This is a genomic window from Arcicella gelida (assembly GCF_034931025.1).
Classification (GTDB): Bacteria; Bacteroidota; Bacteroidia; order Cytophagales; family Spirosomataceae; genus Arcicella; species Arcicella gelida.
In genome coordinates this window covers 39,963-54,604 of record NZ_JAYGIL010000020.1, presented here as the reverse complement: position 1 = coordinate 54,604, position 14,642 = coordinate 39,963, and the positions used below count along the sequence as shown (strand labels likewise).

Here is a 14,642-nt window from a genome sequence, read left to right as displayed (position 1 = left end):
TTTATATCAAATAATATGTAGTGGCAACTCTTGCAGTTGCCACACTTGAAATGGCAACCGCAAGGGTTGCCGCTACAATTAGAAAAATTGTCAAGTAATCAGATAAATGATTATCGTAAATCAGTATTTATCATTCATAATTTATAATTCATATTTATCCAACATTACCACGCTGTTGTTTGGCGTATTCTGAAGGTGGCATATTATAAATTCCTTGAAACATTTTGCGGAAGTATTTAATGTCTTCTATCCCGACCATCATCGCTACTTCTGAAACCCGCAAATTACCCGTACTCAATAATTGTGCAGCACGTTTCAAACGAATATCACGAATAAATTCTACAACTGATTGACCTGTAATAGCTTTAATCTGACGATAAAAAGCAGATTGGCTCATGCCCATTTCTCGTACCAATACTTGCACATTAAAGTCTGAATCACTCAAATTATCCTCAATAATTGCCATTGCTTTTTCTAGCAATTGTTTGGTTTCGTCTGGAATATCTACTTGCGTTGGTTCTAGCAATAATTGTCGTTGATAATACTCTCTGAGTAACAATCTACTTTGAAGCATCGTCAAGATTTTAGCACTCAAAATCAGCGGGTTAAATGGTTTAGACATATATTCATCTGCACCAGTTTCTAAACCTTCTAACTCATGAACAGCCGCTACTCTTGCCGTTAAAAGCATCACAGGAATATGCGTAGTTTTAGGGTGTTGTTTGATTTTTCGACATAATTCCAAACCATCGCTGATTGGCATCATCACATCACTAATCACTAAATCAGGCAAAAGTTGTAAGGTTTTCTCCCAGCCGTCGAGTCCATCTATTGCCGTAAAAACCTCATAATTTGCTTCACAAAGTTGTTGTAAGTACAAACGTAATTCTTCATTGTCTTCTACAATTAAAATTCGAGTAGTATGCGGTACTTTTACAGGTATTTTTTCTAAATCAACATTTTCAACCGCTGGTTCAGGCGTATTAATTGTTACTTTTTTCAGTTCAACTCCTTCTGTATGAATTTCGTGAACTGCAAGATGAGCCTTTCCAAAAGGAAGTTTTAATAAGAAACTTGTTCCCTCTCCTACCGCACTTTTCACACGGACTTCGCCAGCATGTGCTTCTACGAATTGCTTTACTAAAGATAAACCGATGCCCGTTCCCATAATTTTCATGGTTTCGGTATGTGATGCCTGAAAATATGGATCGAAGATTTTTTCAATTTCATCTGCCTTCATGCCCATTCCCCAATCTTGCACACTTATTTCTAAGTAATTATCTTTCAGCTTTTTATCTTCAAAAATAGCATCTACTTCTGGTGAACCAATCATCGAAACGGCAATCCTAATTTTGCCTCCTTCGGGTGTATATTTAAAGGAATTTGAGAGTAAATTGGTCAGAATAATTTCTAATTTACTCCAATCAAAATACATATTGATTGGTTCTGTTGGAATACTCATCGCATAATCAAAATGACATTCATCCGCTTTCAGTTTAAAAATCAAGAAGATTTCCTGAATAAAATGCAAGATATTTCCTTGTGTAGCTCGCAAGGAAACATGTCCAGATTCTACTTTCCTAAAATCTAATAATTGATTGACGAGTTCTAATAATTTACGAGTTTGCTGGTGCATTAATACGATTTTATCCTTCATTTTGGTTTCAATCGACATTAATTCTTCCATCGGACCAAGAATCAAAGTAAGTGGAGTTCGTAATTCATGAGACACATTTGTGAAAAAACGGAGTTTTAAATCGGTGATTTCTTTCTCTTTTTCTACTTTGAATTTTTCCAAAGCCAAGGTATTTTCCAAAGCTTGACGAGCCAAACTTGCCCGACGGTACATAATAAATGCACTCACAAGCAACAACGTATATAAAGTATAAGCCCACCAAGTTTTGTACCAAGGCGGCAATACGGTGATGCTCAAAATAACTGGTGTTTTTGACCATTTCCCTTCACCATTATAGGCTTTTACGACCAGAGTATATTCCCCTGCCGAAAGGTTAGCAAAGCTGGCTGTTCTTTGTTTTGAACTTGTATAAACCCAATTTTTATTATAGCCTTGAAGTTTATAGGCATAAATATTTTTTTGTGGGTTATTATAATTTAATCCGACGAAAGCTATTGAAAAGTCATTCTCTCGGTCTTTAATGGTTATACTTTTAGTTTGGTCTAGCGGTTTTTCAAGTATAACTCTTCCATTAATTTCTTCCCCAATTTGTACGGGTTTATTATAAATTTGGAAACCTGTCAAACGCACGGCTGCTGCTTTCGAATCTGGACGAATCGCCAATGGATTAAAATAAGTAAGTCCACGAATACCGCCAAAATACAGTATTCCATCGGCATCTCTGGTTGCAGCACCAACTTTAAAAGAATTACTTTGCAAACCATCTGCCACATCGTAATGCAACCATTGCCCCGACGAAGGTTTATATCTCAACAAACCATCGCCAGCAATCCATATATTCCCTTCCGCATCGTCTTGTAAACTTTCAATATTCGGATATGGCAAATTGATTCTTTGAACAATATCTTCACCTTTTGCATTCGTCGATATTTTGTTCAAGCCACCACCAATTGTTCCTACCCAAATATTGTTGTACTTATCTTTTAAAATCGGCCAAGCGTAATTTCCACTCAAAGTATTTTTATTGTTGGCATCATAACTAAATTTTGTCAATAGCTTCACCCCTTTTTCCTGAACTTGAATCTTTAAAATACCTTTATCACGAGTACTCGCCCATAAAATATCTTTTGATGAGTCATACATTAAAAATGTGTATTGATTACTTTTTAAAGGATTTTCTGTTCCCCAATAGCGTTCGATTAATTTACCTTCTTTGTCTAAACGAAGTAAGCCTAGTTCAAAAGTAGCCATCCAAATAGTACCGAAGCGGTCTTCAACGATACTTTCAATACTGGTATTATAAAAGGTTAAATCTGGAGCGATTTGTACAAAATGTTGTCTGTTTCCATCTTTAATTTTAGTTATACCCAAATATCTTGTTCCTACCCAAAGTGTTCCATCATTACTTTGATGAAAAGCAGAGACGTCAACGCCAGTAGCATCGCCCGACAAATCTCTACTCATAAAATTTTGGTAGGTTCGTGTCGTTAAATCATATTTTGAAAAACCATTACGAGTACCAATCCACAACCAATTCTCCTTAATATCCTTGCGAATACAATTGATATAATTATTGGGCAAAGTAGGATGTTGAGAAAACTGACGCTGTAAATTATAAAATGGTTTACGGCGTAAATTCACACGATTGAGACCGCCCGCTGATGCTGCCAACCAAAGTGTATGATTATTATCTTCAAATACTTGGTGAATTCTACCTGAATTGATACTATTAGGGTCATCGTCTAAAGGTAAGAAAGTACTTGATTTTTCAATATCTATTGGTAATTCTCCTTTTTTCAAAGCACTTTTCGGTGACCAAAAGTGTAGCCCATAATTAGTCCCAACCCATAATTGGTTAAACGAATCAAGGAAAATACATTCAATTTCAGAAATGTTACCTAATGTTACTTCATAGCTTTTTGAGGTCAATCTTTTGGCTTTACTCACCCAATAAAGTTCTTCGCTTGTAGCCAACCAAAGGTCGCCTTTAATATCAATATGCAAAGCTCTGATATAGTCTGCCTTTAATGTCGAACGATGAATCGTTGAACTTTTTGGTAAAACATACCATAAACCTTGTGAACGAGTAGCAATCCAAACGTAGCCATCTTTATCGCAAACAATATTAGCAACTCTGTACGCCGTTTTTTGATTAATGATGATTTGTTGAACACTCACGAGTTCATTATCATCATTTACTTTCAAAACAAACAAACCATTTTTACTTGTCCCTACCCAAATACGTCCCAAAGCATCGGATGACATCGTCACAACATCTGATACCCTCAGTGTTTTTAGCAATGCTTTATTAATGTTGGGATTTGCCTTTTCTGTGATATTTACTACTCGTTCGTGGTTAACATCCAACAAACTTACGCCTGCACTTTCAGCTCCAATCCATAAACGTCCTTTGCTATCTACATGTAAAGTATGAATACGATTACTCGGTAAACCATTGTCAGGATTCACGGGCATATCGTACTTCTTGAGTTCATAACCATCATAACGGCTGATACCATTATTGGTACCCGTCCAGATAAAACCTGCGTGGTCTTGTACCACAAACATGGCATCGCTGTGAGGCAAACCATCATTTACGGTGAGATGTTCAAAACGAAATTTTGCGGTATTTACTTGTGCCAAACTAAGCTTGGAAACTAGCGTAATGGTTAAGAATATGTAAAAAAATATGTACTTCATAAATATGTAATTCAATCCTTTGGATTTGGTATGTCGGCTTTCAGTCATCGGGTGTCGGTCGTCGGATTTTATATTTTTATATTAAAACAATACTGGATATAAAACACAACCAAGAACTTAAATCTGAAAACAGACATCCGATGCCCGAAACCCGACGACTGACATCCGAAAGCCAACATCCGAAAGCCAACATCCGAAATCCTGCAAAGTTTATCATACAAAAGGGGAATAGCAAAAAGTTCTCCTCAAATAAGTCATAAAAGTTAAAAGAGCCTCTATTTATAATCTTGGTCGAAAAATGATTAAAGAATTAATCAAAATAATACTTGTGATAATTATAGCCTGATTTATTGCCTGAAATGATTGTAAAGGCATATCAAGATTTAGAATGTGTGATTTTCACCCCCTTTTTATACGAAAAAAACACCCTATTGGCTAAATTATATTATTTAGTTTTGCATTATTCAAATTTAATATTTGATAAAATGTAGTTTAAACTTCATTCCTTTTTTCATTATGAGTATTCATAAAAAACGATTGCAAAAATTCAAAAAAACAAAACTATGATAAAATTTCTACGTAAACGCAGTCTCTACTGGTTTCCATTGTGTAGGATTGCCTTGACGACAATGTTAGTGTTTAATGCAATGGTGATGGTGGCACAGTCCGACCAAACTAAAGCAACTGAGCTAGAAGTATTTTCGCCCGTTATCATCGACGAAAACGAAGAACCTTTGGTAAATATCAGCATTAACAACAAAACCAAAGGACTTAAAGCAATCACTGATGCAGCAGGTTCGCTGACGATTGGAGCGAAAAAGGGAGATAAATTAGAAATCTCTGCTTCGGGTACAAAAATTATGGATTATGTAGTGGGTGATAAAGTTTCGCCAATCATAGTTCTAAACAGTAAAAACCCAGCGGTACTTCGTTCAAAACCACTTCGCCGTTTGTTCAATACTAGCGTGCAAAGTGATTTGACAGCTTCGTCTTCTCAAGCGGTTTTCAATAGTGATTTACAGAAATCAGCCGTTACTTCGGTCATAAGTGCTTTGGCTGGCAGATTGGCTGGTATTAACACCAATCAGTTTACGGGTCAGCCTGGTAATGATGGTACAAGTATTTCATTAAGAAATCAAAGTCCATTGGTTATAATTGATGGTATTCCTCGTCAATTAACGGTTTTTGATATTGAAGAAATCGAGTCGGTTACTGTTTTGAAAGATGCCCTCTCTACCGCCATGATGGGTGTGCGTGGTTCTGACGGAGCCTTAGTGATTACTACACGTAAGGGCAATCCAAATACTGCGAGAATGTCATTCACCGCACAAACAGCCATTCAACAACCACTTCGTTTTCCGAAAGCTTTAAATTCTTTCAATTATGCAACTTTGTATAATGAAGCATTGAAAAACGATGGTTTAGCCCCAGTGTATTCAGAACAAACCTTACAAGGCTATCAATCGGGTTCAGATCCATATTTATATCCAGATGTCAACTGGAGAGACCAAGTATTAAATTCTTCTTCAAGACAAGACCGCTACACTTTTAGTGCTAGTGGTGGAAATAGCTTCTCGAAATACTTTGTTTCATTCGACCACATCAATCAATCAGGTTTATTAAAACAAAGTGATATTAATGCCTACAGTACCAACAACAATTTTAAATCATATACACTTCGTTCGAATGTTGATTTACAATTAAATTCAAAATTATCTGGCGGTATTTATTTGTTAGGAAGAATCTTGAATGGCAATGATGCTGGGTATGGAACTGGTTCTATTCTCAACGCCATCATGAATACACCAAATAATGCGTATCCTGTTTATAATCCAGATAATTCTTATGGTGGTACACAGCAATTCCAGAATAACATCTGGGCACAAACTGTCGGCTCTGGTTATCAGCAAAATTTCAAAAGAGATATGTTGGCAGACTTTTACTTGAAAAGAACTTTGGATGAAGTAACAACAGGTTTATGGGTAAAAGCTACAGGCTCATATTATGCTACGCTTTCTGAAAATATTTTTCGTGCTAAAAACTTTGCTGTTTTTCAAAGAAACCTTTCTCCAGCTGGTGTAGCAAGCTACCAACAATTCGGTGCTAACAGCGACCAAGCTAATGGTAACGGAATAGATTATCAAGGACGTTCAGACTATTTGGAATTGACTTTAGGGTATGACCGTACTTTCAACGAACATGGTTTCACTGGTTTACTTTTAGCAAACCGTCAGAATTCAGTAGCAGGTTCGGATTTGCCTTTGACGTTTACTGGAACTTCAGGAAGATTCAGCTATAACTATTCAAAGAAGTATATTCTTGAAATGGCTTTTGGTTTGAATGGTTCTAACCGTTATCCAGATGGTGGTACTACCAAATATGGTTTCTTCCCATCGGTTGGTTTAGCTTGGAACATCAGTCAAGAAGATTTCTTGAAATCACAAGAATGGCTTTCGTACCTGAAATTATATGGTTCTTATGGCAAAACGGGGAATGATAATCCAGGTTACTTCACATACATTCAAAGATACTTCGATAGCAACAGTGCATATTTTGGTACAGGTGCTGGGTCAAATACTTCTATTACTGAGCTACCATTAGCCAATGCAAACATCACGTGGGAAAAAGCAAATAAGTTGAATGTTGGCTTGCAAGGTTCATTGTTCAATCAACAATTAGGCTTTACTTTCGAGTATTACCACATGAAGTACTACGATTTGCTGACGCAACGTGGACGTAATACCACTTTGTTAGGAAATGTTTTTCCTAATGAAAACATCGGACAAGTACAATATTCAGGTTTGGATGCTCAGCTTTTATACCAAAAGAATATTAAAAATGTAAGTATTTATGCCACAGTTAATGCTGGCGTACAAGCTTCAAAATTACTATATTTTGATGAAGTGAATCAGCCTTATGCTTGGATGCAACGTACTGGTCAACGAGTAGGACAAATATTCGGTTATCAAGCTGATGGGTTGTTTCAAACTACGGCAGAAGCCACTAACGCACCAAGTATCATTGGTTACACACCACAAGCGGGTGATATTAAATACAAAGACCTTAATGGTGACGGCTTAATTAACCAATTAGACCAATCGGCAATCGGTAATACTAAACCTGTGATTCCGTTCGGAGCAAGTTTAGGTTTTAACTGGAAAGCTTTCGATTTCTCTGCTTTGGTACAAGGAGTTGCTAACAGAAATATTTACTTGCAAAATGCTTCTACTTTCGCTTTCCAAAATGGTGGATTCGGACAAGCATTTGAACAACATTTAGACCGTTGGACGCCAACCAATACAGATGCTACTTATCCACGTCTTTGGGTTGGTTCAAATGTGTATAATCAGGCTACTTCATCTTACTGGGTACGTTCTGGAGATTATGTTCGCTTGAAAAATATCGAAGTAGGTTATACTTTACCAACAAAATGGGTAGGTAAAATCAAAGTGAATTCGGTAAGATTCTTTGCGAATGCAGTCAATGTATTTACGTTCAATAAAGATAAATCGATTGACCCAGAAAGCTATCAAAGTAATTATCCTGTTCAACGACTTATCAATTTTGGCGTGAATTTAAAATTGTAAGCCATGAGATTTTTGTGAGAATATTCACATCACACAATTCCAAACTTCTGAAAAAATGAATAAAAAATTATATACAAGCCTTCTTTTACTGGTGCTGTCGATGTCGTGGACGGGCTGTGAAAGAGTAGAAACCGAACCTCGTGATTGGATTAAAGAGGATTTGGTTTGGGACGAAAAAGATAAAAATGCTACGTTGGCTGTTTTTTTCTTGAATGATATTTACAATTATCTCCCAACGGGTTTCAACCGCATTGGTGGCGATTTCCTAGACGCTGGTGCTGGCGATGCACTTCCTTCAAGAACTAATCGTGCTGTTGAATATTATACCAACGGAATCATCAGTGTATTGAATAATCCAGACCCATATTGGGGAAATAGCTATGCGGGAATCAGAAGAGTAAATATCTTCTTGGCCAATATTGACAAAGTACCAGCAACGCCAGCAAGTATTGTTACTTGGAAAGCCGAAGCAAGGTTTATAAGAGCTTACCTCTATTTCGAATTGCTAAAAAGATATGGTGGCGTTCCTTTAATTGCCGATAAAGTATTCACGATTGAAGATGATTTGGCTTTGCCAAGAAATACCTTCGAAGAATGTGTAAACTATATCGTAAGTGAATGCGACGCCATCAAAGGCAATTTATTACCTGAACCGATTTCAGATAACCAATGGGGAAAAATCCCAAGAGGTGCTGCCATTGCTTTAAAGTCTCGTTTACTTTTGTATGCCGCTAGTCCATTGTTCAATGGTGGTGGCGTAAGTACAAATGCTAATTTAAAAACATTAAATGGCTACGCTACATACGATGCTGCTCGTTGGCAAAAAGCACTTGATGCGAACAACGAATTGATTAATTTGAACTATTACACATTGCAGGCTTCGTACAATAATATTTTTACGGTAAAGAAAAACACGGAAATTATTCTTGCAAAACAAGGTTCAAATAATACTTCTATAGAAAGTTTGAACGCACCAATCGGATATGGTTCGCCTGCGGCTAGTCAAGGTTTGACGAGTCCAACACAAAATTTGGTAGATGCTTTTCCGATGAATAATGGTTTAGAAATCAGCAATCCACTTTCTGGATATGCACCACAAAATCCTTATAAAGACCGTGATCCACGTTTGGCTTCAACGGTTTTCTTCAACGGACAAACTTGGTTGAGACGTGCTGTGGAAACTTTTGAAGGTGGAAAAGATAAACCAGGGGGCAATATAGTACAAACCAGAACGGGCTATTATCTCAGAAAGTTTATGGCTGATTTTTCTAACAATACTACTTATACCAACCAAAGCCACAACTTTCCGCTTTTCCGTTATGCTGAAATTATTTTAAATGCTGCCGAAGCCTTGAATGAACTCGACAAAACTGAAGATGCTGTAAAAAGAGTAATAGAAGTACGTAAAAGAGCTGGTATAAAAGCTGGAACGGATAGTCGCTACGGAATCAAGGCAAATATTTCTAAAGACGAATTAAGAACTTTGATTCAAAACGAACGTAGAATTGAATTAGCTTTTGAAGAACATAGATTCTGGGATTTACGTCGCTGGAAAATTGCAGAAACCGCTTTGAGTGGTGCTATCATGGGTATGAGAATTACGGCTACTCAAACTGCTGGTGTTTTCAATTATTCGCCTGTACAAATCAGTAATATGGTTTTCACAAAAAGACTTTATTACATGCCACTTCCTTATGACGAAACTTTGAAAAACCCCAATTTAATCCAAAACGAAGGTTGGTAAAATTGACTCAAGCACAATAAAATTCATTAGAATTTATGAAAAAACTAATATATATCCTGTTATTGCTCACCGCCTTCACTAGCGGTTCACTTTACGCACAGGGGCAGCTCGTTAGTGGTGTTGTCGCTGATGCCAAAGAGACCCTGCCCGGCGTATCCGTTTTCGAGAAAGGGAAAACGACCAATGGTACTTTAACCGATGAAAACGGGAAGTTCCGCATTACCTTAAAAGGACAAAGTGGCGTATTAATCTTTCGTTCTTTGGGTTATAAACAACAAGAAGTACTGGTTGCCAACAAATCGAACATTAATGTTACTTTAGAAGCTGATGAAAAAAGTTTAGAGGAAGTTGTTGTTGTTGGTTTTGGTCAACAGAAAAAACTTACTTTAACGGGTTCAGTAAGTTCAGTTTCTGGTCGTGAAATTCGTGAAAACCCTGCTGCCAGTTTACAAAATGCTTTGGCTGGTAAATTACCGGGCTTTTTCTCTCAACAACCTTCTGGTCGCCCAGGAGCTGATGGTGCTAACTTTTATATCCGTGGTGTAAGTTCATACAATGGTAACAACCGTCCTTTGATTATTGTAGATGACGTTGAGTTTTCTTATGACCAATTTGCAAGAATTGACCCGAACGAAATTGAAAGTTTATCCATTTTGAAAGATGCCTCAACAACAGCTATTTATGGAGTTAGGGGTGCAAACGGTGTAGTAGTAATTACAACTCGTCGTGGAAAAGCAGGACCGCCACAAATTTCGGTAAGAGTAGAAACTGCCCTTTCGCAACCTACAAAAATCCCAAATTATTTAGATGCGTATGAAAGTGCTAGACTTTACAACCAAGCACAGATTAATGATAATGCCGCCAACCCAAGTCCATCTTTCAAACCTCGTTTTACAGATGAAGATTTAGCTTTATACAAAAGTGGTGCTGACCCTTACGGTCACCCAAATGTGAACTGGAAAGAAGCTTTATTTAAAACTTTCAGTAAGCAATACAGAGGAAACCTTGATTTATCGGGTGGTACAGAAAGAGTAAAATACTTTGTTTCAGTAGGTTATTTGAATCAAGATGGGATGTTGAAAGATTATGGTCAAGGACAAGGCGTAAACAGTAATTATTTCCACCAACGTTATAATTATCGTTCAAATCTTGACATGAGTGTTACTAAAACATTAGACTTACGTTTGGATTTATACGGAAACTTTGCTCAAGTAAATACCCCACAAGTTGGTAGCCCTTTTGGTTACAACGATTTGTTTTATGATTATAGCAGTTTCGCTACTTTAGCACCATTTGCTTATCCGATTTATAATCCAGATGGTTCATTAGGATATAGTTCTTGGAGCCGTAACGAAAACCCAAGTTATAACGTAAACAACGTAATTGGTCGTTTGTCGTATTATGGCTACAGCCAAAGTAATGAAAGTAATATCAACTTCATTGGTTCGGCTAAACAAAAATTGAATTTTATTACGGAAGGTTTGAACATTCAAGGTCGTGTTTCTTTCACGAGCAATTACGCTTACACAAGAAGTATGACACGTGACCAGTTCCCATCTTTCCTTTATAATGCAAGTACAGATACTTACGAACCACGTGACCCTAACGTGTATAGAGTAAGAAGATTCTTCATCGGGTATGACCCAAGAAGTACTTCAAGAGTATTCAATATGCAGTTTATCTTGAATTATGATAGAACTTTTGGCAAAGCTCACCACGTGTATGGTTTGGCTTTGATGAACCGCAACTCAACTACAGCATCTAACAGTAATAACGTTTACAACTTTATTCCAAACAACTTCCAAGGATATTCTGGTCGTTTAGGATACGATTATAAAAACCGTTATTTATTACAATTGAATGCTGCCTATAATGGTTCTGACCGTTTTGTAAGCGATAAGCGTTTTGGTTTATTTCCAGCGGCTTCTGCTGGTTGGAATATCTCTGAAGAGCCTTTCTTCCAACAAAGCAGTATCTTCAAAACCATTGATATGCTTAAAATTCGTGGTTCGTATGGTATTGTGGGTAATGATGCTTTGGGAAGTGGTTTCTCATATTATTATCAACAAAACTATGGTACTGGTAACGGTGTGGCACAAGCAAACTTCGGTTATTCAAGTAATGGTTACAATGGTGTATTTGAAGGAACTCTTGCCAACAACGACGTAACTTGGGAAAAAGAGAAAAAACTAGACGTTGCCTTAGAATTCGGTTTATTGAATAGCTCAATTACTGGTAGCGTAGATTTCTTTGATAACAATCGTTATGACATCCTTACTACTCGTGGAACAGTTTCTGCCATTTTCGGACAAGGTTTACCTCCTGTAAATATTGGTAAAGTAAACAACCGTGGTTTTGAATTAGAATTGGGTTACCAAAGTCCTACTCACAATGGTTTCTCTTATTCAATCAAAGGAAATTATTCTGTTGCTAAAAACAAGATTATTTTCCAAGACGAACCTAGTTCATTGTATCCATACCAAGCTTACACAGGGAATAGTATCGGACAAATCAGAGCATATACTTTCGTAGGTTATTATAAAAATGCGGATGATATTGCTAGTAGCCCAAAAACTGCTGTACCAGTACAACCAGGTGATTTGAAGTATGCCGATTTGAATAATGATGGTAAAATTGATGGCTATGATATGTCGGTAACGGGAAATCCGAATACCCCAAATACTGTTTATGGTATCAATTTAGGAGTTCGTTACAAAAGTATTAGTATCAGTGCCAATTTTCAGGGAGCGCTCAACTTTAATGTAAGAGGTACTGCTGAATCTATCCGTGCGTTTTCATCAAACTTAACCGCTATACACCAGCAAGCTTGGACACCAGAATTAGGAGATAATGCCAAATATCCACGTCTTACTTTATTGGGTGGGATTAGTGATCCAGGAGGTTATCCTTCTACATTCTGGTTTATTCCAGGCGACTACCTTCGTTTGCGTAATGCTCAGATAAATTTTGAAGTACCAAGTAAATTCTCTCTAAAACTAGGTATTCCGCAAATCCGCATTTATATGAATGGTTCTAACTTACTGACGTTTACTAAATTAAGTAAACTCTATCAGTTCGACCCAGAGATTACTTCTGGAACAGACAGAGTAAGTTATCCGCCACAGAGGTTACTTAACCTCGGTATAAGTGCCACATTCTAAGTGTTTAACCTTATTTGAAGAAAATAGTCATGAAAAAAATATTGTTAATTGGATGTATCATTGGTAGCCTTGCCGCTTGCAAAACTTCCGATGATTTCCTCGACCCAAAAACAAATGCTTTAACCGAAGAAACGGTTTTTAGCGATAGTACTCGTACAATGGCTTTCTTATTTCGTATTTATAGCGACGTAGGTTTTAGCTTTAACAAAGGCCGTTGGGATTCTCACGGAAATACCGAAGAAGCAACCGACGATGCTGAATATCGTTACTCTGGTACTGGTCAAAAAGCGGTAGTACTTTATAGCGGAACAGTAAGTCCGACCAATTTTCCATTCTTTGAGTTTTGGTCAACACCTTATACCAATATCCGTAGAGTAAATTTATTATTGCAGAAATTGCCACAAGCACCTTTATCTGCTAAATTGAAAACTCAAATGGCAGCAGAAGCTCGTTTCTTAAGAGCTTGGTATTATCACTGGCTATTAATCAGTTTTGGAGGAGTACCGCTTGTTGGTGATAAAGTTTATGAAATTACAGACTTTATCAATGAGCCTCGTAATTCTTATGCTGAATGTGTAAGTTATTTGACGAGTGAATTGGATGCTGCGGCGGCACAATTACCAAGTAAAAATGAGTATTCTGAACAAGATTACGGACGTATCACAAAAGGTGCTTGTTTGGCATTAAAAGCAAGAGTTTTATTGAATGCGGCAAGTCCATTGTTCAATGGTGGTGCTGAAACACAAAATGCTGATTTAGCTAAAATTGTAAGTAATCCAACTTATGATGTAGCACATTGGCAAAAAGCGGCTGACGCAGCATTGGCAGTTATCAATTCAAACGAGTACAGTTTGTATAAAGATAATATCACAGCACCGGGTAATGGTTTTGCACAAGTATTTTTGGAAAGAGTAAATCCAGAATATATTTTCTTCCAAAACCGTGGTGCAAACCGTGATATGGAAGGTTTTTATAATATGCCAACCAGAGGTGGTGGAAATAACGCCATGCCAACTCAAAACTTGGTAGATGCTTTCCCAATGAAAAACGGAAAAGCCATTACAGATGCGACTTCTGGATATGACCCAAAAAATCCTTATAAAGATCGTGACCCTAGATTTGGTTACTCTATCGTCTATAACGAATCTTTATATTACTTGGCGTCTGCTAATGCTTTAAGACCCGTTTATACACATGAAGGTGCTGCTACAGACGGATTTACTATAGCTGGACAAACGACAGGATATTATACTCGTAAAATGTGTGATGTAAATATTTCAGCCAATAGTAGTTTTAATACTAACAGAGGCTGGCCTTTATTACGTTATGCAGAAATTTTATTGAACTATGCAGAAGCCATCAACGAAACGGGAAAACCAGAATTGGCTTATCCAAAATTGATTGAACTTCGTGAAAGAGCAGGTATTGAACCGGGTTCGAATAATCTTTATGGTTTGAAAGCAGGTATGACAAAAGAGGAAATGAGAGAAGTTATCAGAAATGAACGCCGTATCGAATTATCTTTTGAAGACCACCGTTGGAATGACATTCGTCGTTGGAAAATTGCGATGGCTGTTAACAATGGTTTCAACAAGCGTATGAGAATTATTAAAAACGGAACAACTTATACGTATGAAGTAACAGAATCTATCAGACGCCATAATTTCCGCCCAGAAATGTACTTATTACCTATTCCAGATTCAGAAGTACGCAAAGCACCAGCTATGCTACAAAACCCAGGATGGTAATTGTCAGTTAGTGAGTTTATATCTCTTATTAGCAGACAAATTCCTATTAGCAGGCGAATTAATTCG

General features: G+C 37.1%; 5 protein-coding genes. 4 read left to right on the top strand and 1 reads right to left on the bottom strand.

Going from position 1 to position 14,642, the window contains the following annotated elements; all coding sequences use genetic code 11:
* Nucleotides 1-154: 154 nt before the first annotated feature.
* Nucleotides 155-4,336, bottom strand: a complete 4,182-nt coding sequence (locus VB776_RS15585) for a two-component regulator propeller domain-containing protein (protein WP_323697681.1) — start codon at nucleotides 4,334-4,336, stop codon at nucleotides 155-157.
* Between the two features lie 563 nt (nucleotides 4,337-4,899).
* Here VB776_RS15585 and VB776_RS15580 point away from each other — a divergent pair.
* From VB776_RS15580 to VB776_RS15565, 4 genes are read left to right on the top strand one after another with little or no spacing between them, the layout of a single operon-like run.
* Nucleotides 4,900-7,923 carry a SusC/RagA family TonB-linked outer membrane protein gene (locus tag VB776_RS15580; RefSeq protein ID WP_323697679.1) on the top strand — a complete coding sequence of 1,008 codons (3,024 nt, stop codon included), beginning with the start codon at nucleotides 4,900-4,902 and terminating at the stop codon, nucleotides 7,921-7,923.
* 55 nt (nucleotides 7,924-7,978) lie between these two features.
* Nucleotides 7,979-9,667 (top strand): RagB/SusD family nutrient uptake outer membrane protein, encoded by a 1,689-nt coding sequence (locus VB776_RS15575; protein WP_323697678.1) that lies wholly within the window; start codon nucleotides 7,979-7,981, stop codon nucleotides 9,665-9,667.
* Between the two features lie 35 nt (nucleotides 9,668-9,702).
* Nucleotides 9,703-12,828 carry a SusC/RagA family TonB-linked outer membrane protein gene (locus VB776_RS15570; protein ID WP_323697677.1) on the top strand — a complete coding sequence of 1,042 codons (3,126 nt, stop codon included), beginning with the start codon at nucleotides 9,703-9,705 and terminating at the stop codon, nucleotides 12,826-12,828.
* 29 nt (nucleotides 12,829-12,857) lie between these two features.
* On the top strand, nucleotides 12,858-14,576 hold the full coding sequence (locus tag VB776_RS15565) for a RagB/SusD family nutrient uptake outer membrane protein (RefSeq protein ID WP_323697676.1): 1,719 nt from the start codon (nucleotides 12,858-12,860) through the stop codon (nucleotides 14,574-14,576).
* The last annotated feature ends 66 nt before the right edge of the window (nucleotides 14,577-14,642 follow it).